The 24,194-nt window shown below is 60.9% G+C and carries 10 protein-coding genes, 1 tRNA gene and 7 rRNA genes; 4 read left to right on the top strand and 14 right to left on the bottom strand.

What is annotated here, in order from left to right:
- Positions 1 to 29: 29 nt before the first annotated feature.
- The 3 genes from QNO06_RS01230 to QNO06_RS01220 all read right to left on the bottom strand — a co-directional run bounded on the left by QNO06_RS01230 (position 30) and on the right by QNO06_RS01220 (position 2,885).
- Complete coding sequence (locus QNO06_RS01230; RefSeq protein ID WP_227912969.1) at positions 30 to 860, bottom strand: SDR family oxidoreductase; 831 nt, start codon at positions 858 to 860, stop codon at positions 30 to 32.
- Positions 861 to 954: 94 nt separating this feature from the next.
- Positions 955 to 1,599 (bottom strand): response regulator transcription factor, encoded by a 645-nt coding sequence (locus QNO06_RS01225; RefSeq protein WP_227912968.1) that lies wholly within the window; start codon positions 1,597 to 1,599, stop codon positions 955 to 957.
- Positions 1,587 to 2,885, bottom strand: coding sequence for a sensor histidine kinase (locus QNO06_RS01220; RefSeq protein WP_227912967.1), 1,299 nt, complete (start codon positions 2,883 to 2,885; stop codon positions 1,587 to 1,589). Before QNO06_RS01220 ends, QNO06_RS01225 begins: the two co-directional genes overlap by 13 nt.
- A gap of 146 nt (positions 2,886 to 3,031) precedes the next feature.
- On the opposite strand from QNO06_RS01220, the gene QNO06_RS01215 reads away from it, so the two are divergent.
- Positions 3,032 to 3,787 (top strand): ABC transporter ATP-binding protein, encoded by a 756-nt coding sequence (locus QNO06_RS01215; RefSeq protein ID WP_227912966.1) that lies wholly within the window; start codon positions 3,032 to 3,034, stop codon positions 3,785 to 3,787.
- A gap of 1 nt (position 3,788) precedes the next feature.
- Positions 3,789 to 6,275 carry an ABC transporter permease gene (locus QNO06_RS01210; RefSeq protein WP_227912965.1) on the top strand — a complete coding sequence of 829 codons (2,487 nt, stop codon included), beginning with the start codon at positions 3,789 to 3,791 and terminating at the stop codon, positions 6,273 to 6,275.
- Positions 6,276 to 6,325: 50 nt separating this feature from the next.
- On the opposite strand, the gene QNO06_RS01205 is transcribed toward QNO06_RS01210, so the two are convergent.
- The 4 genes from QNO06_RS01205 to QNO06_RS01190 form a co-directional block, all read right to left on the bottom strand.
- Positions 6,326 to 6,413: transfer RNA gene (locus QNO06_RS01205), tRNA-Ser, on the bottom strand.
- Positions 6,414 to 6,513: 100 nt separating this feature from the next.
- On the bottom strand, positions 6,514 to 7,152 hold the full coding sequence (locus QNO06_RS01200) for a TMEM175 family protein (RefSeq protein ID WP_227912964.1): 639 nt from the start codon (positions 7,150 to 7,152) through the stop codon (positions 6,514 to 6,516).
- A 133-nt stretch (positions 7,153 to 7,285) separates the two neighbouring features.
- A 5S ribosomal RNA gene (gene rrf / locus QNO06_RS01195) occupies positions 7,286 to 7,402 on the bottom strand.
- A 167-nt stretch (positions 7,403 to 7,569) separates the two neighbouring features.
- A complete protein-coding gene (locus QNO06_RS01190; RefSeq protein WP_227912963.1) occupies positions 7,570 to 8,055 on the bottom strand; it encodes a winged helix-turn-helix transcriptional regulator in 486 nt (161 codons plus the stop codon).
- A 122-nt stretch (positions 8,056 to 8,177) separates the two neighbouring features.
- Here QNO06_RS01190 and QNO06_RS01185 point away from each other — a divergent pair, with 122 nt between their 5' ends.
- Entirely contained in the window at positions 8,178 to 9,059 is an 882-nt protein-coding gene (locus QNO06_RS01185; RefSeq protein WP_269437403.1) for an oxidoreductase, read from the top strand.
- A gap of 133 nt (positions 9,060 to 9,192) precedes the next feature.
- On the opposite strand, the gene rrf (QNO06_RS01180) is transcribed toward QNO06_RS01185, so the two are convergent.
- From rrf (QNO06_RS01180) to QNO06_RS01170, 3 genes are all read right to left on the bottom strand, one after another.
- Positions 9,193 to 9,309, bottom strand: a 5S ribosomal RNA gene (gene rrf, locus QNO06_RS01180).
- Positions 9,310 to 9,527: 218 nt separating this feature from the next.
- A 23S ribosomal RNA gene (locus QNO06_RS01175) occupies positions 9,528 to 12,663 on the bottom strand.
- A 513-nt stretch (positions 12,664 to 13,176) separates the two neighbouring features.
- Positions 13,177 to 14,704: ribosomal RNA gene (locus tag QNO06_RS01170) — 16S ribosomal RNA — on the bottom strand.
- The 16S, 23S and 5S rRNA genes sit together here, the layout of an rRNA operon.
- Before the next feature lie 1,784 nt (positions 14,705 to 16,488).
- On the opposite strand from QNO06_RS01170, the gene QNO06_RS01165 reads away from it, so the two are divergent.
- Positions 16,489 to 16,902: a VOC family protein gene (locus QNO06_RS01165; protein ID WP_227914606.1), complete on the top strand. Its 414-nt coding sequence runs from the start codon at positions 16,489 to 16,491 to the stop codon at positions 16,900 to 16,902.
- Positions 16,903 to 17,033: 131 nt separating this feature from the next.
- On the opposite strand, the gene rrf (QNO06_RS01160) is transcribed toward QNO06_RS01165, so the two are convergent.
- The 4 genes from rrf (QNO06_RS01160) to QNO06_RS01145 all read right to left on the bottom strand — a co-directional run bounded on the left by rrf (QNO06_RS01160) (position 17,034) and on the right by QNO06_RS01145 (position 24,143).
- Positions 17,034 to 17,150, bottom strand: a 5S ribosomal RNA gene (gene rrf / locus QNO06_RS01160).
- A 218-nt stretch (positions 17,151 to 17,368) separates the two neighbouring features.
- Positions 17,369 to 20,504 (bottom strand): 23S ribosomal RNA (locus tag QNO06_RS01155).
- A gap of 513 nt (positions 20,505 to 21,017) precedes the next feature.
- A 16S ribosomal RNA gene (locus tag QNO06_RS01150) occupies positions 21,018 to 22,545 on the bottom strand.
- A gap of 632 nt (positions 22,546 to 23,177) precedes the next feature.
- On the bottom strand, positions 23,178 to 24,143 hold the full coding sequence (locus QNO06_RS01145; protein ID WP_227912428.1) for a ketopantoate reductase family protein: 966 nt from the start codon (positions 24,141 to 24,143) through the stop codon (positions 23,178 to 23,180).
- Positions 24,144 to 24,194 lie beyond the last annotated feature (51 nt).

Below are 24,194 nucleotides of genomic sequence, written 5' to 3'. Positions count from 1 at the left end.
ACGCTCAATCCGGTCCGGAGAAGGGGCGGTTACCGGTTGCGGTCCCGGGTGGGTTTCTCCGGCAGGGTGACCGGCGGGCCGGAGGCTTCGGAGTGGAAGGGCGGAGCAATCACGGACAGGCCGCCGTCCACGGCCAGCACCTGCCCGGTGATGTACCCGGCACCGGGCGAGAGCAGGAATTCAACGGTGGCGGCCATTTCATCCACGGTTCCGGGCCGCCGCTGGGGTATGCGGGACAGGACGCTCTCCATGGAGGCCATCCCCTCCATCGAGTAGAAGTAGTCCAGCGAGTCCGACTCGATCAGCCCGCCGTTCACCGCGTTGACGTTGATGCCGTAGGGGGCAAACTCCACGGCCATGAACCGTACAAAGGACTCCACGGCAGCCTTGTAGGAGCCCAGCGCAGCATAGGTGGGGAAGGCACGGATGCTGCCGTAACTGGTCAGCGCCACTATGCGGCCGCCGTCGTCCATCAGCTTCACCGCTTCCTGCGCGCCGAGGACAAAGGGCCGCACGTTCACCGCATAGGCCCGGTCCAGGTGGTGGGGTTTCAGGTCCACCACGTTCTTGAACGCGGCGGCAGCAGCATTGTTGATGAAGTAGTCCAGCCGGCCGTATTCATCCGCGGCGGCGTCGAAGAGCCGGACAATGTCTTCGGGGTTCTCCACGTCGGCCTGCACCGCAATGCCGCCGCCGCCGAGCTCCTGCAGCCGGGACACCGTGTCCTTGGCCATTTCGGCGTTCTGCCGGTAGCCGACCACCACGTGGGTTCCGTGCTCCGCGAGCCGCTCCGCCACCCGCCGCCCGATTCCGCGGGACGCACCGGTGATCAGCGCAATCTTTGCCTCGCCTTGTTCCACGTGGATGCCTCCTGCGCCGGTCCGTGCATCACACCTTGTCACCGGACGCCGCCGGGAAACAAGACCCGGCGCGCTACAGGCTGCGGGAAAACAGCTAGGAACGCAGGTAGGCCAGCGTTGCGAGCACCCTCCGGTGGCCGCTGTCCGACGGCGAGAGCCCCAGTTTCGTGAAGATGTTGCCGATGTGTTTGCTCACCGCGGTTTCGGACACCGTGATGGCGGACGCAATGGCGGTATTGCCCAGGCCTTCGGCCACCAGGCCCAGCACCTCGAACTCCCGGGGCGTCAGTGAACGGATGGGGTCCTCGGTGCCGCGGCGGCTGAACAGCTGGGCAATCACCTCGGGATCCATCACGGTGCCGCCGCCCAGCACGCGGCGCAGCCCGTCCACGAACTCCCCCACGTTGCCCACGCGTTCCTTCAGCAGGTAGCCCACTCCCTGCGCTCCCGAGCCCAGCAGCCGGCTGGCGTACCGGTCCTCCACATAGGCGGAGAGCACCAGGACGGGGAAATCGGGTACCTGGGCGCGCAGTTCCAGGGCGGCCTTGAGTCCTTCGTTGGTGAAAGTGGGCGGCATCCGGACATCCAGGATGGCGCCGTCCGCGCTGCCGGGCTCAAAGGCGGACAGCAGGTCATCGGCGTTGTCCCAGGCACCGGCCACCTCGAAGCCTTCGCTCTGCAGCAGCAGCTGCATTCCGGCCCGCAGCAGGGCGTCGTCCTCGGCAATCAGAAGGCGCATGGCAGTTCCACCCTTATGTGTGTTGGTCCGCCGGGCGGACTCGTGAGGATCAGTTTTCCGCCGAAGGCCGCAGCGCGGCGGGCAATTCCGGCCAGCCCGGTGCCGGAGCCGTCGTCTTTGCCGCCGCCGTGGCCGGTGCCCGACCCGTCGAGGGGGCCCACCGACGCACCGCCGCGGCCGTCGTCGTCCACCTGCACCACCAGGATGTCCTCCCGGCCGGAGGTTTCGGTGCGCAGCACCACGTCAATCCGGGAGGCATTGGAATGCTTGGCCGCGTTGGTGAGGGCTTCGGCGAGGACAAAGTACGCGGCCGACTCCACCGCGGCCGGCGCCCGCTGCAGTCCGCTGACGTTCAGCGAACAGGGGATGGGCGAGCGGCTGGTCAGCGCCGAGGCGGCCCCGCCCAGGCCGAGCTCGTCCAGGACTGGCGGATAAATGTCGTGTACCGCAGCCCGCAGCCCGGCCAGGGCCTCGGACGCGGCGTCCTGTGCCCGGCCCAGGAACGGCACGGCGGCGGCCGGGTCGGTCTCGGCGGCACGCTGCGCCAGCCCGAGCATCATCACGACGCCGACCAGCCGGTTTTGCGCGCCGTCGTGCAGTTCCCGTTCGATGCGGCGCAGCTCGGCGCCGTGTGCGGCGAGCGCGCTGGCACGGGCCGCGGAGAGGTCGGAGATCCGGCGGGCTAGGTCGGCGTACCGGCGGGGCGACAGGATGCCCAGGGTGGCTCCGGTCAGGCGCCGGGCCATCCACGGCAGCAGGATCCACCCGGCAACCATATAGATGCCGCCCAGCAGAACCATCAGGACGGCGTCGCTCCAGCTGGTAACAGTCACGGTGAGTTCCAGCGGTGTTTCCGGCGGGAACAGGAACCAGAACGGCGCGGTGAGCACGTAGAACAGGCCGCCCAGCGGCAGTGCCAGGGCCAGCAGGGCTGCCAGCACCGCAAAAGCGCAGTGGAACAGCAGCCAGGACACATCCCGTTTCGTTTCCGGGGCGCTGACCATGGCGGCGAGTTCGCCGAAGGTGTGTTTACCGGCCAGGCGGCGCCGGTCGAAGGGAATCACGGCGGACGTAAAGCCCGCTGCCCGTGCCTGGGCCCGGGCAGCCAGGCTATCCACGGCACCCAGCAGGCCAGGCACCGCATACAGGCCCACCCCCAGGGGCAGGAAGGGCAGCAGCGCCAGACCTGCCGTCGCCACGGCCAGGGACGCCGCCCAGTAACCGCCTTCGCGCAGCACAAACGCGGCATCCCGGAAGCGGGAGCGGAGGCCGGCGCGGATAGTCACCTGCTTGATTATGCCGGAGGAGCACGGCCGTGTCGGTATAGCCAGCTATACCCCAAACCGGCCGGTTGGCTGTATCGGAACGGGGTTTGCACATCCGTAGCGTCGAAGACAGCAGATTTATCCGCCCGAATCGAAGGATGCTTCCCATGTTTACCGATGCCACTGAATTCTCAGCCCCCGCGGCCCTGCAGCTGCAGGGCGTGTCCAAGAGCTACGGGTCCGGCCCCTCCGCCGTGCCGGCCCTGCGCAACGTTTCCCTGGCTGTTCCGCAGGGCAGCTTCACCGCGGTCATGGGTCCCTCCGGCTCGGGCAAATCCACCCTGCTGCAGGCTGCTGCCGGGTTGGACGCCCCGGATCACGGCCGGGTGCTGCTGGGCGACACGGAAATCTCCGCCCTGCGCGGCAAGGCCCTGACCCGGTTCCGCCGGGACCACGTCGGTTTTGTTTTCCAGTCCTACAACCTGCTGCCCCAGCTCACCGTGGCCCGCAACGTCACCCTTCCGCTGCTGCTCGCCGGACGCGCCCCGGACACGGCCTGGCTCAACCATGTGCTGGACGCCGTGGGCCTGAGCGGGTTCGGGGAGCGTAAACCGCAGGAGCTCTCAGGCGGCCAGCAGCAGCGGGCAGCCATCGCCCGGGCCCTGATCACCCGCCCGGCGGCGGTCTTCGCGGACGAACCCACCGGAGCCCTGGATTCTGCGACCGCCCGGCAGGTCCTGGACCTGTTGCGGCACACCGTCTCGGAACTGGGACAGACCGTGGTGATGGTGACCCACGACCCCGTGGCCGCCGTCTCCGCAGACACCGTCATTTTCCTGGCGGACGGACAGCTGGACGGCAGCTTGTCCGGCGCCACCGTCCATGAAGTCACCGAGCACGTCGCCTACCTGGGAGAGCGCTGATATGTGGTCATTTGCCAAAGAATCGATCCGCCACCACCGCGGCGGCTTTGCCGGCGTGTTTGTGGCCGTGTTCCTGTGCGCGGCGCTGATCACCGCCATGGGCGTCCTGATTGAGTCCGGACTGCGCGGCGGCACCGCCGCCGACAAGCTGCGCGGCGCCGACGTCGTAGTGGGCGCCCCGCAGTCACTGCCCGTGGTGGAAGACGTGGACGCTCCGCTCTCCGAGCGGGTCCTCCTTCCCGAAAACGCAGCGTCCCGCATCGCCGATGTGCCGGGGGTGGAGCAGGCCGTAGGCACCGTCACCGTTCCCCTGGCCGACGACGCCGGCAGGAGCCTTTCCGCCTCGGCCTGGGACTCCGCCGTGTTGGCCCCGTACACGCTAACCTCCGGGGAAGAACCCCGGACCGTCAACGAGGTGGTGGTGGACGGATCCTTCGGGGTATCCCCCGGTGACCGGTTGGTCCTCTCCCACGGCGGCGAGCCGTCCGAGTACACCGTGTCCGGCATCGCGGAAGCGGAAAAGGCCGGCGGCGCCCCCGCGGTGTTCCTCAGCTCCGCCGGCGCGGCCGCCCTGTGGCCGCACGGCGATACGTACGCCACTGTCGGCGTGATTGCCGACGGATCCGTGGCACCGAAGGAACTGGCCGCGGACATCGAAGCCGGCGTGGGCGGCGTCGTCACTTACACCGGCGACCGCCGCGGTGACGTGGAGGACCTGGGCGGCTCCGCTGCCCGCTCCACGCTGCTGCTGCTCAGCGGCTCCCTGGCCGGTGTGGCCCTGATGACCGCCGTGTTCGTGACCGCCGGAACCCTGTCCCTGTCCATCCTGGCCCGCCGCCGGGAGTTCGCCATGCTGCGGGCCGTCGGTGCCGGCAGCGGGCAGACGCTGGGCATGATCATCCGCGAAGTCCTGCTGGTGTCCGGTGCCGCTGCCGTCCTGGGTGCTGCGCCGGGCTTCGGGCTGGCGTACTTTCTGGGCGCGCAGTTCACTGCCGGGGGTGTCATCCCTGAGGACTTCGCCTTGGCCTACGGTCCGCTGCCGGCACTGGCCGCGGTGGCCCTCAGCGTCACAGCCGCGGTTGGAGCGTCGCTGGTTTCGGCGCGCGGAACTGTCCGCATGTCACCCACTACCGCCCTGCGCGAGTCGGTCACCGAAGCCGCAGGGCTGGGCCGTGGCCGCAAGATGAGCGGGGTGGTCCTGCTGGCGGCCGGATTGGTTGCGGCAATGCTTCCCCTGGCCATTCCGGGCACCGGCGGCCTGGCCATCGCGGCCTCGAGCGTGCTGCTGCTGATCATCGGCGCGGGCATGCTGGGACCCTGGATTGTGGCCGGCGTACTCCGGCTGGTGAAGCCCCTGCTGGGCCGCAATCCCTCCGCGTCCCTGGCCCTGGCCGAAGCCAACGCCTCTGCCTTCCCCCGGCGGCTGGCCGGCGGCATCATTCCCCTGGCCCTGGCCATCGCGCTGGGCTCGGTGCAGCTGTTTATGCCCACCACGGTGGAAACCGAAGCCGAGCGGCAGTCCCGCGACGGCATGATGGCCGACTACATGGTCACCGCACCCGGCTCCGGGATCTCCGCTGGCCTGGCCGAGGAAGTCTCCAGCCTGCCGGCAGTGGACACCGCCACACCGGTGGCCCATTCGGCGGTGCTGGCCGATCTGCGGTTCCTCGGCACCGAGGACGGCATGGAGTCCTACGGCATCCAGGGCGTGGATCCCCGGAACCTGGACTCCACCCTGGACCTGGGCGTGGGCGATGGCGGGCTGGACGGGCTGTCCGAACCGGAGACGGTGGCGCTAAGCGTGGATCTGGCCCGGGAATCCGGTGTCGGTGTGGGTGACCAGTTCGCCTTCCACTACGGCGACGGAATCGAAACGTCCGCCGTCGTCGTCGCCACCTACTCCCGGGGACTGGGATTCGGTGACGTGACGGTAGCCAATGACACCCTGCTGCAGCACACCACTGCGGGCCTGAACGACTACCTGCTGGTGAGCGCTGCACCGGGCACCGATGACACCGCCATGGCGGACCAGCTGGAAGACCTGGGCCTGACCGTGGTGGACCGGGAGTCCGCCGGCGCTGCGGGTGCGGCGGGTGCGGCGGACCGCAAAGCCCAGTCCTGGGTGAACATTGTGGCCATGCTGGTCCTGCTCGGCTACGTGGGCCTGTCCGTGGTGAACTCGCTGGTGATGGCCACCGCCCGGCGCCGGCCGGAACTGATGCTGCTGCGCTCCCTCGGTGCATCGGACCGCCAGCTGCGCCGGATGACCGGCGCGGAGTCGCTGCTGCTGGTAGTCGCCGCCGTCGTCCTCGGCACCGTCCTGGCCATACCGCCGCTGATGGGCATCGCCGTGAACGTGTCCGGGCTGCCGATGCCCACCATCCAGCCGCTTGTGTACCTGGCTATTGCCGGCGCTGCGGCGGCCATCGGGTTCGGTTCAGTAGCCGTGGCCACCCGCGCGGCCCTGCGGCCGGAGGCGCGGGTCTAGGGTCAGCAGATAAAGAAACACCCCGGTCCGAGGACCGGGGTGTTTCTTTTTGGCGGAGGATGGGGGATTTGAACCCCCGAGGGCGTTAACCCAACACGCGTTCCAGGCGTGCGCCATAGGCCGCTAGGCGAATCCTCCAGGCTTGCTCCGTAAGAAGCAGATATAAGACTACCCGACGCAGGGCCAAACCAACGAATCGGCGCCAGGACGGCACTTGGTGGCCCCTTCCCGGCGCTTCCTACTGTGGCTCGGCATGCCGGCGCCCGTAGAAGCGGAGCAGGAAGTTCAGGGCGATAATCGCCAGCCAGGACAGGGCGCCGGCCCGAGGCCCCCAAATGAGCGTGATTGGAATGGAGGCAAAAAACACCACGGGCGTGACCGGCGCGCGGACCGTCGCGAAGGCAGGGAGCCGGGGATCGACGTCGTCGGCAAACAGCCCCATGTACCGGCAGTAGACCCACAGCCCGGTGTTGGCGGTGCCGATCAGGCCGAGCGCCGCCGCATAGATCACGACGCCGAGGGCCTGGTCGCCGTAGAAGGAGAGCATATCGGTGGCGTACCCAATCAGGCCGACAAAGAGCAGCAGCACCAGGTTCAGCTGCTGCAGTCGGCCGGTGAAGCCTGTCAGCAGCCGGAACAGCCGGTGGTGGCTCAGCCAGTAGGCGGCGGTGACCGCAAAGGACAGGGCATACGCACCGAATTCGGGGAACTGCTCGACGACGGCGGCACCCAGCTGGTCCGGCGGCACCTGCGGGACCTTGATGTCAACGGCAAGCAGGGTCATGGCGATGGCGAAGACCGCATCACTGAAGAACGTGGTGCGCTCGAGGTCAGGCCCGGAGTTGACCCGGCGGTAGGGCTTGTTGATGTCCGGCACGTCACCATTGTTGCCCTGCTGCGGGGCCGCCGGTGAGGGGGCAGGGGATAAACGGCAGGGCCGCCAAACAGATAGAGCCGTTAAACAGATAAGGACCCGCACGTCCTTGTGCGGATCCTTATCTTGAACGTATGTCCGGCGGTGACCTACTCTCCCACACCCTCCCGGATGCAGTACCATCGGCGCTGTGGGTCTTAGCTTCCGGGTTCGGAATGGGACCGGGCGTTTCCCCCACGCTATGACCGCCGTAACCCTTGCTCCGGCTGCCTTCGCGGCGGGAAAACCATGGTTACAGGCTGCCCTTACGGGTTTTGCTGCTCCTATAGTCTACCGCGTCTCCGGCGCGGTTTTGACCACCCAGTTTGGCGAACCGCCTGTTGGGCTACTACCCACACCGCGTCTTGGCACAGCGGCCCGTCAGCCCGCGGCGTCGTACTCCCTGCGGTGGGCGGAAACCTCGCCCATGTTCTCCTGGGCCCAGTACCGCAGGCCCTGAACCACGTTGTAGAGGGATCGGCCCAGATCCGTCAGCTCGTAGGTGACGGTCACCGGAACGGTCGGCGCAACGGTGCGGGTCAGCAGCCCGTCACGCTCCAGTGCGCGCAGTGTCTGGGTGAGCATCTTCTGACTGACCCCGCCCAGCAGCCGGGATAGTGCCGAATAACGCATGGTGATGCCGGCGGCCGGGTCGCTGGAGTTCCCGGCGACGGCGGCGGTGGCGGTGGTGCCTGCGGCGTCGCCGGTGGCGGTGGTGCCTGCGGCGTCGCCGGCGAGGGCGCAGAGGACCAGCACCACCCACTTATTCGATATCCGGTCCAGAAGCTGGCGGCTGGGGCACACTGCCAGGAACGCGTTATAGCTGGCTTGAGCGTCCGCCTGTTCTACGGACTTAGGTGGAATCACGGTGTCCCCTTTATCGGATGGTGGGCTACGCACTTCAAAGTGCCTACTTCCCAGAAGGAAGCAACTCTCTAATACTGGTGCAGGAAGTGCCTCAGCACCACCCTTTACCGAAAGGCAACACCATGGATGCATCCACCTCACCGGCCACACTCCTGCCCGGCGGAACATGGACATTGGGAGACCGAACCGTTTCACGGTTCGGCTACGGTGCCATGCAGCTGGCCGGCCCCGGGGTTATGGGCCCGCCGTCCGACCATGCCGGAGCCATGGCCGTCCTGCGGGAGGCCGTAGACCAGGGCATTACCCATATCGACACCAGCGGCGCGTACGGGCCCCATATAACGAACCAGTTGATCCGCGAAGCGCTCTACCCCTATCCGGAGACCTTGTTCATCGCCACCAAGGTGGGGGCCGAGCGTGATGCGCAAGGAGGTTGGCCCACCAAACGGCAACCGTCAGATCTGCGTGATCAGGTTCATGAGAACCTGCGGACCCTCGGAGTGGAGCGCCTGGATCTCGTCAACCTGCGCATGGGCGATGCCGGCAGCCCCCGCCCCGGATCCCTGGCCGAGCCGCTCCACGCCCTGGTGGAGCTCCAGCAGGAGGGGCTGATCGGCGAACTCGGACTCAGCAACGTTACGGATGCGCAGGTTGCCGAGGCACAGGGCATTGCCCGGATTGTGTGCGTGCAGAATATGTACAACGTCGCCTACCGGCAGGACGACGCCCTCATCACCCGGCTCGCCGAGGAACGGATAGCCTACGTTCCATTCTTCCCGCTGGGAGGCTTTACGCCGCTGCAGTCCGCAGCCCTTTCCCGGGTGGCCGCAGCAGCAGGCGATTCACCGCTCTCCGTTGCACTGGCCTGGTTGCTGCAGCGCTCACCGAATATCCTGCTCATTCCCGGAACATCCTCGGCGGCACACCTGCGGGAGAACATTGCCGGAGCAGGGCTGGTGCTCTCCGCGGAAGACGTCAGGGAGCTGGACGCCATCGGCGGCTGACACCCGGTGACGGAGGGGCCAAGCGGCCGTTCCGCCGCCGCTGACGAGCAGCCGACGGACCGCGGGACTAGGGTTGGCGGGTTAAACAGGTGAGGCCCGTACCAACACTGGTACGGGCCTCACCCCACAATTTGTCCGGCGGTGACCTACTCTCCCACACCCTCCCGGATGCAGTACCATCGGCGCTGTGGGTCTTAGCTTCCGGGTTCGGAATGGGACCGGGCGTTTCCCCCACGCTATGACCGCCGTAACCCTTCCACCCGCACCACACACCCAAAAACAGTGTGCGTGGGGAAAACAATGGTCACGAACATCAAAAAGACGTAAGCAAATATTCAGTTATTGTTCCCAGGGGAACAACCCTTGACGGGTTGTTGTCCGGGAACCACATAGTGGACGCAAGCAGCATGATCACAACACCCTCTACATTGGGAAACCGTTTGAAGTCGTGTTTCCCCAGGTGTTGATGTGGTGTAAGTTATCGGCCTATTAGTACCGGTCAGCTTCACGGGTCTTTAGTCCCCGCTTCCACATCCGGCCTATCAACCCAGTGGTCTGGCTGGGGGCCTCTCACACACAAGGTGTATGGAAATCTCATCTCGAAGCGGGCTTCCCGCTTAGATGCTTTCAGCGGTTATCCCATCCGAACGTAGCTAATCAGCGGTGCACTTGGCAGTACAACTGACACACCAGAGGTTCGTCCGTCCCGGTCCTCTCGTACTAAGGACAGCCCTTCTCAAATTTCCTGCGCGCGCAGCGGATAGGGACCGAACTGTCTCACGACGTTCTAAACCCAGCTCGCGTACCGCTTTAATGGGCGAACAGCCCAACCCTTGGGACCTACTCCAGCCCCAGGATGCGACGAGCCGACATCGAGGTGCCAAACCATGCCGTCGATATGGACTCTTGGGCAAGATCAGCCTGTTATCCCCGAGGTACCTTTTATCCGTTGAGCGACGGCCATTCCACAATGTACCGCCGGATCACTAGTCCCGACTTTCGTCCCTGCTCGAGATGTCTCTCTCACAGTCAAGCTCCCTTGTGCACTTACACTCGACACCTGATTGCCAACCAGGCTGAGGGAACCTTTGGGCGCCTCCGTTACTCTTTAGGAGGCAACCGCCCCAGTTAAACTACCCATCAGGCACTGTCCCTGACCCGGATTACGGGCCGAAGTTAGATATCCAGTATGACCAGAGTGGTATTTCAACGATGACTCCACCCGAACTGGCGTCCGGGTCTCACAGTCTCCCACCTATCCTACACAAGCCACACCGAACACCAATACCAAACTATAGTAAAGGTCTCGGGGTCTTTCCGTCCTGCTGCGCGTAACGAGCATCTTTACTCGTACTGCAATTTCGCCGAGTTTATGGTTGAGACAGCGGGGAAGTCGTTACTCCATTCGTGCAGGTCGGAACTTACCCGACAAGGAATTTCGCTACCTTAGGATGGTTATAGTTACCACCGCCGTTTACTGGGGCTTAAATTCCCAGCTTCGCCCCAAAGGGCTAACCGGTCCTCTTAACCTTCCAGCACCGGGCAGGAGTCAGTCCGTATACATCGTCTTGCGACTTCGCACGGACCTGTGTTTTTAGTAAACAGTCGCTTCCCCCTGGTCTCTGCGGCCCCGATCCCCTCCGGACAGCAAGTGTCCATCAAGGTTGGGGCCCCCCTTCTCCCGAAGTTACGGGGGCATTTTGCCGAGTTCCTTAACCATAATTCTCTCGATCGCCTTAGTATTCTCTACCTGATCACCTGTGTCGGTTTGGGGTACGGGCGGCTAAAACCTCGCGCCGATGCTTTTCTAGGCAGCATAGGATCACCGGATCCCCCCGTGAGGGAGTCCCGTCGGATCTCAGGCACGTCATCAAAGACACCGTGACGGATTTACCTATCACGGACCCTACATCCTTAGACCAGGTCAACCATCGCCTGGCCCGGCTACCTTCCTGCGTCACACCTGTTAATACGCTTACCTCCCAGGATCAGGTCCCGTGCTCGGCCAAAACCCTCACACCACAAGGATGCTCGGGCAGGCTCCGGACGGTTAGTGTCCCCTGCTTGGTATGGGCGGTTTTTCGCCGGTACGGGAATATCAACCCGTTGTCCATCGACTACGCCTGTCGGCCTCGCCTTAGGTCCCGACTTACCCAGGGCAGATTAGCTTGACCCTGGAACCCTTGATCATTCGGCGGACGGGTTTCTCACCCGTCTTTCGCTACTCATGCCTGCATTCTCACTCGTGTAGGCTCCACAACTGGTTTACACCGCTGCTTCACTGCCCACACGACGCTCCCCTACCCATCCAGACGACTGAACCACGAAGGCTTATCTAATATCTGAATGCCACAACTTCGGCGGTGTACTTGAGCCCCGCTACATTGTCGGCGCGGAATCACTTGACCAGTGAGCTATTACGCACTCTTTCAAGGGTGGCTGCTTCTAAGCCAACCTCCTGGTTGTCTGGGCAACTCCACATCCTTTCCCACTTAGCACACGCTTAGGGGCCTTAGTTGGTGGTCTGGGCTGTTTCCCTCTCGACTATGAAGCTTATCCCCCACAGTCTCACTGCTGCGCTCTGACTTACCGGCATTCGGAGTTTGGCTGACGTCAGTAACCTTGTAGGGCCCATTAGCCATCCAGTAGCTCTACCTCCGGTAAGAAACACGCAACGCTGCACCTAAATGCATTTCGGGGAGAACCAGCTATCACGGAGTTTGATTGGCCTTTCACCCCTACCCACAGCTCATCCCCTCCATTTTCAACTGAAGTGGGTTCGGTCCTCCACGACGTCTTACCGTCGCTTCAACCTGGCCATGGGTAGATCACTCCGCTTCGGGTCTAGATCACGCCACTGCATCGCCCTATTCAGACTCGCTTTCGCTACGGCTTCCCCACACGGGTTAACCTCGCGACGTAACACTAACTCGCAGGCTCATTCTTCAAAAGGCACGCTGTCACAGCAATCAGAGCTGCTCCAACGGTTTGTAGGCACACGGTTTCAGGTACTATTTCACTCCCCTCCCGGGGTACTTTTCACCTTTCCCTCACGGTACTTGTCCGCTATCGGTCATCAGGGAGTATTTAGGCTTACCAGGTGGTCCTGGCAGATTCGCACGGGATTTCTCGGGCCCCGTGCTACTTGGGATCCTCTCCAAGCGGCAGCATACATTCCGGTTACGGGGCTAACACCCTCTACGGCCTGGCTTTCAAACCAGTTCACCTATGCACCTGCACTCACTTCACCAATCCGGCAGAATCGGTACGGAAAGTCCCGCAACCCCAGTGATGCAACGCCCGCCGGCTATCACACACCACTGGTTTAGCCTCTTCCGCGTTCGCTCGCCACTACTAACGGAATCACTGTTGTTTTCTCTTCCTGTGGGTACTGAGATGTTTCACTTCCCCACGTTCCCTCCACGCACCCTATGTGTTCAGATGCGGGTCACCCGGTCACTCGCGCGCCGGGCGGGGTTTCCCCATTCGGACATCCTGGGATCAAAGTTCGGTTATCAACTCCCCCAGGCTTATCGCAGATTCCTACGTCCTTCTTCGGCTCCTGATGCCAAGGCATCCACCGTGTGCCCTTAAAAACTTGACCACAAAGATCAATAATTAATATCGCTATCGAGAAAACCATGGAGGCCGGTAAAAACCGGTCACCAGGTTTATCTGAAATTGCACTTAATAATTTTTAAGATGCTCGCGTCCACTATGTAGTTCTCAAACAACAACCCCGTCACACCCATCCCCACCACCAACCAGCCCCCCAAAGGGAACCGGCACCCGTGATGTACCCGGCATGCGCAGGAACAAACAGAAACAAACCACAACCATGAACACCCCCACCCCCTCAAAGAGGGAAGAAGCCCCACAGCCCTGTTGTCTCAGGACCCAACAGTGTGCCAAACGGTCAACCGGTAACCTGCCCGCACCGCTTTCCAGAACCCCAAAGGGAACGTACTCACTGATGCCAGGCAATCATGCCGGCGCCTATCCATTGATATTCCACCCTTGAGCACCCACCGGAAAACATATGCTTCCGACATGGGCATCTCCTGCAAAGCACACATCCAACACTGTGGAAGGACATCCGCTTCGAGGTGCTCCTTAGAAAGGAGGTGATCCAGCCGCACCTTCCGGTACGGCTACCTTGTTACGACTTAGTCCCAATCGCCGGTCCCACCTTCGACGGCTCCCTCCCACAAGGGGTTAGGCCACCGGCTTCGGGTGTTACCAACTTTCGTGACTTGACGGGCGGTGTGTACAAGGCCCGGGAACGTATTCACCGCAGCGTTGCTGATCTGCGATTACTAGCGACTCCAACTTCATGAGGTCGAGTTGCAGACCTCAATCCGAACTGAGACCGGCTTTTTGGGATTAGCTCCACCTCACAGTATCGCAACCCTTTGTACCGGCCATTGTAGCATGCGTGAAGCCCAAGACATAAGGGGCATGATGATTTGACGTCGTCCCCACCTTCCTCCGAGTTGACCCCGGCAGTCTCCTATGAGTCCCCGCCATAACGCGCTGGCAACATAGAACGAGGGTTGCGCTCGTTGCGGGACTTAACCCAACATCTCACGACACGAGCTGACGACAACCATGCACCACCTGTAAACCGGCCACAAGTGGGGGACCTGTTTCCAGGTCTTACCGGTTCATGTCAAGCCTTGGTAAGGTTCTTCGCGTTGCATCGAATTAATCCGCATGCTCCGCCGCTTGTGCGGGCCCCCGTCAATTCCTTTGAGTTTTAGCCTTGCGGCCGTACTCCCCAGGCGGGGCACTTAATGCGTTAGCTACGGCGCGGAAAACGTGGAATGTCCCCCACACCTAGTGCCCAACGTTTACGGCATGGACTACCAGGGTATCTAATCCTGTTCGCTCCCCATGCTTTCGCTCCTCAGCGTCAGTTAATGCCCAGAGACCTGCCTTCGCCATCGGTGTTCCTCCTGATATCTGCGCATTTCACCGCTACACCAGGAATTCCAGTCTCCCCTACATCACTCTAGTCTGCCCGTACCCACTGCAGACCCGGGGTTGAGCCCCGGGCTTTCACAGCAGACGCGACAAACCGCCTACGAGCTCTTTACGCCCAATAATTCCGGATAACGCTTGCGCCCTACGTATTACCGCGGCTGCTGGCACGTAGTTAGCCGGCGCTTCTTCTGCAGGTACCGTCACTTTCGCTTCTTCCCTGCTGAAAGAGGTTTACAACCCGAAGGCATTCGTCCCTCACGCGGCGTCGCTGCATCAGGCTTTCGCCCATTGTGCAATATTCCCCACTGCTGCCTCCCGTAGGAGTCTGGGCCGTGTCTCAGTCCCAGTGTGGCCGGTCACCCTCTCAGGCCGGCTACCCGTCGTCGCCTTGGTGGGCCATTACCCCAACCAACAAGCTGATAGGCCGCGAGTCCATCCAAAACCGCATAAAGCTTTCCACGAACCGCCATGCGGTGGTCCGTCGTATCCGGTATTAGACCCGGTTTCCCAGGCTTATCCCGAAGTCAAGGGCAGGTTACTCACGTGTTACTCACCCGTTCGCCACTAATCATTCTGTGCAAGCACAGAAGTCATCGTTCGACTTGCATGTGTTAAGCACGCCGCCAGCGTTCATCCTGAGCCAGGATCAAACTCTCCGTAAATGTTCATACAGACACAATGCCGGGGCCAAGGAAAATTGGCCGCCAGGCACTGCACTAAATTCGAAACCAGCTAAAAAAACCATTCCAGCCCACGGGGTGGGCGGAACAGTCGATTCAACCAATTAAAATAAATTGGTATCAATAAACTTGGCACACTATTGAGTTCTCAAACAACAGACGCAATCCGAAAATACTCGGGAAAACAATGTTTTCCTTTTCTTCTTCGCTGCAACCTTCGTTTATCTGTGCCATTCCGTGGGCCATAAGGCGCACCGGAACTACTCACATTTCCGAAGGGGTTTGGCCGCCATGCTCAGGCGCTTTCTCAGCGTCCCGGCCGCGGCGACTTAGAAGACTTTACACAGGTTTCACCCCGGTTGCAACTCGGCCCCAGCCGCCCGCTTCAGCGCCGGGTTTTGCCCATCTGGCGGGGAGTAAGAGCCCGGCGCCGGCAGGGCGGCCGCTCGGAGCGGATCCGTGGCAGGGAACCGGACGCTGGCATCGGGCTCTACCCACCAAGGGTCGGCTGTGTACAGGCCACTGGCCCGATCAGTTGGGGCTTCCAACCGCGACATGCCTCCTGATCCACCGCCGCCGGTCCCGTGAATAGTGCAGGTAGCGGCCCTGGTCCCGTACGACTTCCTCCATCGGAGCTGCTCGTTGCTTCCCCCAGTGGGCGTTCGCGTGAACGCGGCAGAGCAGCGCGATCCACCAAGTATTCGGCTCCCTGTCGACATGCCACGGCAAGGGACCACCAATGCTGCGGGGAGCCAAGGACTCCGCAGCGGGAGATGCAACGGTTGATGTGCCCGTCACGGTCGTAGCCAAACAAACAATGCTTCACTGCACCCTGGCCTCGAGAGCTTCTGGGATGAAGCCGGCACCGGCAGTCTTTCGCTTATGCAGCTCGTGCGGTGTGGCCACCCGATGTGGGATCGGAATGCTTTCCACCGACAATCTCCCGCCCATTGATAGGTTGTGGCAACTGAACAAATGTTTGAACAATAATCAGTTCCTGCGTGCAAGGCCCTGCCGACGGTTTCCCGTAGATTTTGAGAGCGATGGTGCCTTCGCTTTCCTCAACGGAGGCTGACTTAGGAAAGCTGCATTCAAAGTTCTGGGTTGTGAGATGAATTCTCTGCTCTGATTCGTCAACCTCGTTTAGAGTCCAGGGTATTTCTTTCAGGGTTCACTCGGTGTCTTCTGGATTGGGATACCACCGCTAAATGTAGGCAGAGACGGCTCAACCGGGGACGGAGGGTCTTGCCCGCAGGAACTTAGAGTGGTCACGAGGCAGCCAACAACAGCAACTCGGGCAAGTTGCCTGACTCGTGACCAGAAAAGCCTAGTAGCTGGCAACCGATACACCCCCCCGACCGCAAACCATATTCCCGTACGCAAAATTGGTACAAGTGTCTAAAGGGCCTACCGTACCTACGCCGGAAAAGCCTGTGAAGGATCCTGCTGCGCAATTTGACCTGCTGTTGCCTGCGGACGCTCGGCCCATGACAGCCAGGGCGGAGCTGGAGGGTGTCCAGATGGTTGGCGCGTAGGAATTCCCGGAGAGAATAGCTGCATCGATGACCCCATAGCCGCAGCCGAAACCGATACGAGCACGGCACCGGCCTCGTTTGGCGAATCGGCGGACCCAATAGGTTGTTCATGACCGCGGCTTGGGGATCATTTGGCCGGCGTGCGAAATCCGTGCTGGGACCCACGGCCGTTGCACCCGGTACTCGAGGCCCGGCGTGGCCGGGAGCCGTCCAGGCCGTTAGTGTTCGCTTATGGCCGGCTTTCCCCAACTCCTCCACACGGTTCTGGATACTCCCGATGTCCGGGGTCTGGCGGAGTTCTACCGTCAGCTTCTCGGGCACAAGTACCGCCCCGGAGACGAACCGCAACCGGGCAGCGCCGGCGATGGCGTTGATTGGCTGGTACTGACCGATGCCCGCGGCAACCGAAAGCTGGCGTTCCAGCATGTGGATCAGCTCGCGCGGACTACCTGGCCCCGGCCGGATGTGCCCATGCAGATGCACCTGGACCTCACTGTCCCCAACCGGAAGACCCTCGCAGACCAACATGCCAGGGCACTGGCGTTGGGCGCGGAGCTCCTCTTTGATCGCACGGATGACCGCGAAGAACCGTTGTATGTCTACACCGATCCGGCCGGACATCCATTCTGTATCTTCGTAGCCTGACCCACACAGACCGGCGTGGCCTGCAGGGGGATCCCGGGCCGGCCGCTCGGGACCGGACCGCGGGACTAGGGTTGGCGGGTTAAACAGGTGAGGCCCGTACCAACACTGGTACGGGCCTCACCCCACAATTTGTCCGGCGGTGACCTACTCTCCCACACCCTCCCGGATGCAGTACCATCGGCGCTGTGGGTCTTAGCTTCCGGGTTCGGAATGGGACCGGGCGTTTCCCCCACGCTATGACCGCCGTAACCCTTCCACCCGCACCACACACCCAAAAACAGTGTGCGTGGGGAAAACAATGGTCACGAACATCAAAAAGACGTAAGCAAATATTCAGTTATTGTTCCCAGGGGAACAACCCTTGACGGGTTGTTGTCCGGGAACCACATAGTGGACGCAAGCAGCATGATCACAACACCCTCTACATTGGGAAACCGTTTGAAGTCGTGTTTCCCCAGGTGTTGATGTGGTGTAAGTTATCGGCCTATTAGTACCGGTCAGCTTCACGGGTCTTTAGTCCCCGCTTCCACATCCGGCCTATCAACCCAGTGGTCTGGCTGGGGGCCTCTCACACACAAGGTGTATGGAAATCTCATCTCGAAGCGGGCTTCCCGCTTAGATGCTTTCAGCGGTTATCCCATCCGAACGTAGCTAATCAGCGGTGCACTTGGCAGTACAACTGACACACCAGAGGTTCGTCCGTCCCGGTCCTCTCGTACTAAGGACAGCCCTTCTCAAATTTCCTGCGCGCGCAGCGGATAGGGACCGAACTGTCTCACGACGTTCTAAACCCAGCTCGCGTACCGCTTTAATGGGCGAACAGCCCAACCCTTGGGACCTACTCCAGCCCCAGGATGCGACGAGCCGACATCGAGGTGCCAAACCATGCCGTCGATATGGACTCTTGGGCAAGATCAGCCTGTTATCCCCGAGGTACCTTTTATCCGTTGAGCGACGGCCATTCCACAATGTACCGCCGGATCACTAGTCCCGACTTTCGTCCCTGCTCGAGATGTCTCTCTCACAGTCAAGCTCCCTTGTGCACTTACACTCGACACCTGATTGCCAACCAGGCTGAGGGAACCTTTGGGCGCCTCCGTTACTCTTTAGGAGGCAACCGCCCCAGTTAAACTACCCATCAGGCACTGTCCCTGACCCGGATTACGGGCCGAAGTTAGATATCCAGTATGACCAGAGTGGTATTTCAACGATGACTCCACCCGAACTGGCGTCCGGGTCTCACAGTCTCCCACCTATCCTACACAAGCCACACCGAACACCAATACCAAACTATAGTAAAGGTCTCGGGGTCTTTCCGTCCTGCTGCGCGTAACGAGCATCTTTACTCGTACTGCAATTTCGCCGAGTTTATGGTTGAGACAGCGGGGAAGTCGTTACTCCATTCGTGCAGGTCGGAACTTACCCGACAAGGAATTTCGCTACCTTAGGATGGTTATAGTTACCACCGCCGTTTACTGGGGCTTAAATTCCCAGCTTCGCCCCAAAGGGCTAACCGGTCCTCTTAACCTTCCAGCACCGGGCAGGAGTCAGTCCGTATACATCGTCTTGCGACTTCGCACGGACCTGTGTTTTTAGTAAACAGTCGCTTCCCCCTGGTCTCTGCGGCCCCGATCCCCTCCGGACAGCAAGTGTCCATCAAGGTTGGGGCCCCCCTTCTCCCGAAGTTACGGGGGCATTTTGCCGAGTTCCTTAACCATAATTCTCTCGATCGCCTTAGTATTCTCTACCTGATCACCTGTGTCGGTTTGGGGTACGGGCGGCTAAAACCTCGCGCCGATGCTTTTCTAGGCAGCATAGGATCACCGGATCCCCCCGTGAGGGAGTCCCGTCGGATCTCAGGCACGTCATCAAAGACACCGTGACGGATTTACCTATCACGGACCCTACATCCTTAGACCAGGTCAACCATCGCCTGGCCCGGCTACCTTCCTGCGTCACACCTGTTAATACGCTTACCTCCCAGGATCAGGTCCCGTGCTCGGCCAAAACCCTCACACCACAAGGATGCTCGGGCAGGCTCCGGACGGTTAGTGTCCCCTGCTTGGTATGGGCGGTTTTTCGCCGGTACGGGAATATCAACCCGTTGTCCATCGACTACGCCTGTCGGCCTCGCCTTAGGTCCCGACTTACCCAGGGCAGATTAGCTTGACCCTGGAACCCTTGATCATTCGGCGGACGGGTTTCTCACCCGTCTTTCGCTACTCATGCCTGCATTCTCACTCGTGTAGGCTCCACAACTGGTTTACACCGCTGCTTCACTGCCCACACGACGCTCCCCTACCCATCCAGACGACTGAACCACGAAGGCTTATCTAATATCTGAATGCCACAACTTCGGCGGTGTACTTGAGCCCCGCTACATTGTCGGCGCGGAATCACTTGACCAGTGAGCTATTACGCACTCTTTCAAGGGTGGCTGCTTCTAAGCCAACCTCCTGGTTGTCTGGGCAACTCCACATCCTTTCCCACTTAGCACACGCTTAGGGGCCTTAGTTGGTGGTCTGGGCTGTTTCCCTCTCGACTATGAAGCTTATCCCCCACAGTCTCACTGCTGCGCTCTGACTTACCGGCATTCGGAGTTTGGCTGACGTCAGTAACCTTGTAGGGCCCATTAGCCATCCAGTAGCTCTACCTCCGGTAAGAAACACGCAACGCTGCACCTAAATGCATTTCGGGGAGAACCAGCTATCACGGAGTTTGATTGGCCTTTCACCCCTACCCACAGCTCATCCCCTCCATTTTCAACTGAAGTGGGTTCGGTCCTCCACGACGTCTTACCGTCGCTTCAACCTGGCCATGGGTAGATCACTCCGCTTCGGGTCTAGATCACGCCACTGCATCGCCCTATTCAGACTCGCTTTCGCTACGGCTTCCCCACACGGGTTAACCTCGCGACGTAACACTAACTCGCAGGCTCATTCTTCAAAAGGCACGCTGTCACAGCAATCAGAGCTGCTCCAACGGTTTGTAGGCACACGGTTTCAGGTACTATTTCACTCCCCTCCCGGGGTACTTTTCACCTTTCCCTCACGGTACTTGTCCGCTATCGGTCATCAGGGAGTATTTAGGCTTACCAGGTGGTCCTGGCAGATTCGCACGGGATTTCTCGGGCCCCGTGCTACTTGGGATCCTCTCCAAGCGGCAGCATACATTCCGGTTACGGGGCTAACACCCTCTACGGCCTGGCTTTCAAACCAGTTCACCTATGCACCTGCACTCACTTCACCAATCCGGCAGAATCGGTACGGAAAGTCCCGCAACCCCAGTGATGCAACGCCCGCCGGCTATCACACACCACTGGTTTAGCCTCTTCCGCGTTCGCTCGCCACTACTAACGGAATCACTGTTGTTTTCTCTTCCTGTGGGTACTGAGATGTTTCACTTCCCCACGTTCCCTCCACGCACCCTATGTGTTCAGATGCGGGTCACCCGGTCACTCGCGCGCCGGGCGGGGTTTCCCCATTCGGACATCCTGGGATCAAAGTTCGGTTATCAACTCCCCCAGGCTTATCGCAGATTCCTACGTCCTTCTTCGGCTCCTGATGCCAAGGCATCCACCGTGTGCCCTTAAAAACTTGACCACAAAGATCAATAATTAATATCGCTATCGAGAAAACCATGGAGGCCGGTAAAAACCGGTCACCAGGTTTATCTGAAATTGCACTTAATAATTTTTAAGATGCTCGCGTCCACTATGTAGTTCTCAAACAACAACCCCGTCACACCCATCCCCACCACCAACCAGCCCCCCAAAGGGAACCGGCACCCGTGATGTACCCGGCATGCGCAGGAACAAACAGAAACAAACCACAACCATGAACACCCCCACCCCCTCAAAGAGGGAAGAAGCCCCACAGCCCTGTTGTCTCAGGACCCAACAGTGTGCCAAACGGTCAACCGGTAACCTGCCCGCACCGCTTTCCAGAACCCCAAAGGGAACGTACTCACTGATGCCAGGCAATCATGCCGGCGCCTATCCATTGATATTCCACCCTTGAGCACCCACCGGAAAACATATGCTTCCGACATGGGCATCTCCTGCAAAGCACACATCCAACACTGTGGAAGGACATCCGCTTCGAGGTGCTCCTTAGAAAGGAGGTGATCCAGCCGCACCTTCCGGTACGGCTACCTTGTTACGACTTAGTCCCAATCGCCGGTCCCACCTTCGACGGCTCCCTCCCACAAGGGGTTAGGCCACCGGCTTCGGGTGTTACCAACTTTCGTGACTTGACGGGCGGTGTGTACAAGGCCCGGGAACGTATTCACCGCAGCGTTGCTGATCTGCGATTACTAGCGACTCCAACTTCATGAGGTCGAGTTGCAGACCTCAATCCGAACTGAGACCGGCTTTTTGGGATTAGCTCCACCTCACAGTATCGCAACCCTTTGTACCGGCCATTGTAGCATGCGTGAAGCCCAAGACATAAGGGGCATGATGATTTGACGTCGTCCCCACCTTCCTCCGAGTTGACCCCGGCAGTCTCCTATGAGTCCCCGCCATAACGCGCTGGCAACATAGAACGAGGGTTGCGCTCGTTGCGGGACTTAACCCAACATCTCACGACACGAGCTGACGACAACCATGCACCACCTGTAAACCGGCCACAAGTGGGGGACCTGTTTCCAGGTCTTACCGGTTCATGTCAAGCCTTGGTAAGGTTCTTCGCGTTGCATCGAATTAATCCGCATGCTCCGCCGCTTGTGCGGGCCCCCGTCAATTCCTTTGAGTTTTAGCCTTGCGGCCGTACTCCCCAGGCGGGGCACTTAATGCGTTAGCTACGGCGCGGAAAACGTGGAATGTCCCCCACACCTAGTGCCCAACGTTTACGGCATGGACTACCAGGGTATCTAATCCTGTTCGCTCCCCATGCTTTCGCTCCTCAGCGTCAGTTAATGCCCAGAGACCTGCCTTCGCCATCGGTGTTCCTCCTGATATCTGCGCATTTCACCGCTACACCAGGAATTCCAGTCTCCCCTACATCACTCTAGTCTGCCCGTACCCACTGCAGACCCGGGGTTGAGCCCCGGGCTTTCACAGCAGACGCGACAAACCGCCTACGAGCTCTTTACGCCCAATAATTCCGGATAACGCTTGCGCCCTACGTATTACCGCGGCTGCTGGCACGTAGTTAGCCGGCGCTTCTTCTGCAGGTACCGTCACTTTCGCTTCTTCCCTGCTGAAAGAGGTTTACAACCCGAAGGCATTCGTCCCTCACGCGGCGTCGCTGCATCAGGCTTTCGCCCATTGTGCAATATTCCCCACTGCTGCCTCCCGTAGGAGTCTGGGCCGTGTCTCAGTCCCAGTGTGGCCGGTCACCCTCTCAGGCCGGCTACCCGTCGTCGCCTTGGTGGGCCATTACCCCAACCAACAAGCTGATAGGCCGCGAGTCCATCCAAAACCGCATAAAGCTTTCCACGAACCGCCATGCGGTGGTCCGTCGTATCCGGTATTAGACCCGGTTTCCCAGGCTTATCCCGAAGTCAAGGGCAGGTTACTCACGTGTTACTCACCCGTTCGCCACTAATCATTCTGTGCAAGCACAGAAGTCATCGTTCGACTTGCATGTGTTAAGCACGCCGCCAGCGTTCATCCTGAGCCAGGATCAAACTCTCCGTAAATGTTCATACAGACACAATGCCGGGGCCAAGGAAAATTGGCCGCCAGGCACTGCACTAAATTCGAAACCAGCTAAAAAAACCATTCCAGCCCACGGGGTGGGCGGAACAGTCGATTCAACCAATTAAAATAAATTGGTATCAATAAACTTGGCACACTATTGAGTTCTCAAACAACAGACGCAATCCGAAAATACTCGGGAAAACAATGTTTTCCTTTTCTTCTTCGCTGCAAGGTTTTCCATCTTATTCCATTCCGGCGTTTTCCGCAATTCCCGGTTTTCCTTATCGGAAGCCCCGGGAAAGCGTGTCAACCGCCGTTCCGGCCCAGCAAAAAGCCGGAGTCTTTCCTGCCGGCCCCGTGAAGGGCGCACCAGAGAAACTCTGTTTTTTGGTGGGTTTGGCCGCCATGCTTCGGGCGCTTATTTCAGCGTCCCGGCCGCGGCGACTCGTCTATCTTTGCACACCCTGCCCGGTCCCCGCAAACCGTTTCGAAGTGACCTGTCACACCCCTTCCGAGGGTCGCAGACCACCGCCCGGCGGGCAGCGGCAAGGCCCGGAATCCGACACCCGCTCCCCGTGCGCAATCCCTTATAGAGGCGCACGTAGAGAGGTGCATATAGAGGGGTACATGCTTACGGGTTTTCGGGACCACTATGGATGAAGTACAGCTCCTCTGCTGCCAAGCCGGTGGCCGGAACGCCGAGCCTCCGCGCTTCAGCCAGGACGTCCCGGCAAATCACCTTCGGTTCCTGAGTCTCCGGGTCTGCGTGCGCCTCGAAGTTGGCGCGCGCCGGCGGGAAGTGGGCAAGGACCCAAGCCAGGATGGTAGCCGTCAACCATGCGGGTGCCCTGAATGGAAGCACCAAACCTCGGTGGCGGCGCAGATCGACGCCGCGGGCCTGCAGCAGCGCCAGCAGTTCCCGGCTGGTTTTCATCGCTCTGCGCAGGCCGGCCTTGTTCCCCACCAGCCCCGCCATCGACCCCGCCTTCAGACCCTGGGCGTGCAGTCCTGCGTCCGAAACGAAGTGGGTCCACAGCCAGCCGCGAAAGTCGGGTTGCTCGCGAACCCGGAACCCGGACTGGCGAAACATTGCCCGGACCGCCCGCTCCCGCTCCTGTTGAGGACGGCCGAACGTGCCAAAGATGACCGTGGCCAGCAATGTTCCCCGCAAGACGCCGTCGGAGCCGAACCCGCCTCCGCCCTGGGGGAAGCCCCACACCACACGCTCAGGATCAAGAGCCGCGACGGCCTCGAGCGGCTCATCCCATACGTTGCCGAAAACCAGCACCGACGCACTGCCGATTCGGGGAGCCAGGAACGCTGCCGCTTCCGCCAAGCGGTAATGCGGCACGCTCAGCACAACGAGGTCGAAGCCGTCCTCAGGCGTCAACTCTTCCCGGAAGCGCAGCGGCATTTCTCCGGTGCGGCGTCTGCCCCACGGCCGGCGCCGGGCATCCAGGAGGTCCAGTTCAACGCCGTCGCCGTAGTGCGCCGCGCGGCCGGGCCGGACATGGAATTCCACCTCGTGGCCAGCTTGCTCAAGTGCCCACCCGTACATAGTGGCAATAACGCCTCGTCCGAACATCAGGATCTTCATGCAGTACCTCCCGGAATCGGTGGAAGTGGAGACTGTCTCCACTTGGTACGA

It is taken from the genome of Arthrobacter sp. zg-Y20 (genome assembly GCF_030142075.1).
Taxonomy (GTDB): Bacteria; Actinomycetota; Actinomycetes; order Actinomycetales; family Micrococcaceae; genus Arthrobacter_B.
This window is presented reverse-complemented; position numbering and strand designations above follow the sequence as displayed.

Coding starts and splice junctions, on each gene's coding strand:
- QNO06_RS01225 (WP_227912968.1), bottom strand. CDS start 1,599: ATGCGCCTTCTGATTGCCGAGGACGACGCCCTGCTGCGGGCCGGAATG.
- QNO06_RS01215 (WP_227912966.1), top strand. CDS start 3,032: ATGTTTACCGATGCCACTGAATTCTCAGCCCCCGCGGCCCTGCAGCTG.
- QNO06_RS01210 (WP_227912965.1), top strand. CDS start 3,789: ATGTGGTCATTTGCCAAAGAATCGATCCGCCACCACCGCGGCGGCTTT.
- QNO06_RS01185 (WP_269437403.1), top strand. CDS start 8,178: ATGGATGCATCCACCTCACCGGCCACACTCCTGCCCGGCGGAACATGG.
- QNO06_RS01165 (WP_227914606.1), top strand. CDS start 16,489: ATGGCCGGCTTTCCCCAACTCCTCCACACGGTTCTGGATACTCCCGAT.
- QNO06_RS01145 (WP_227912428.1), bottom strand. CDS start 24,143: ATGAAGATCCTGATGTTCGGACGAGGCGTTATTGCCACTATGTACGGG.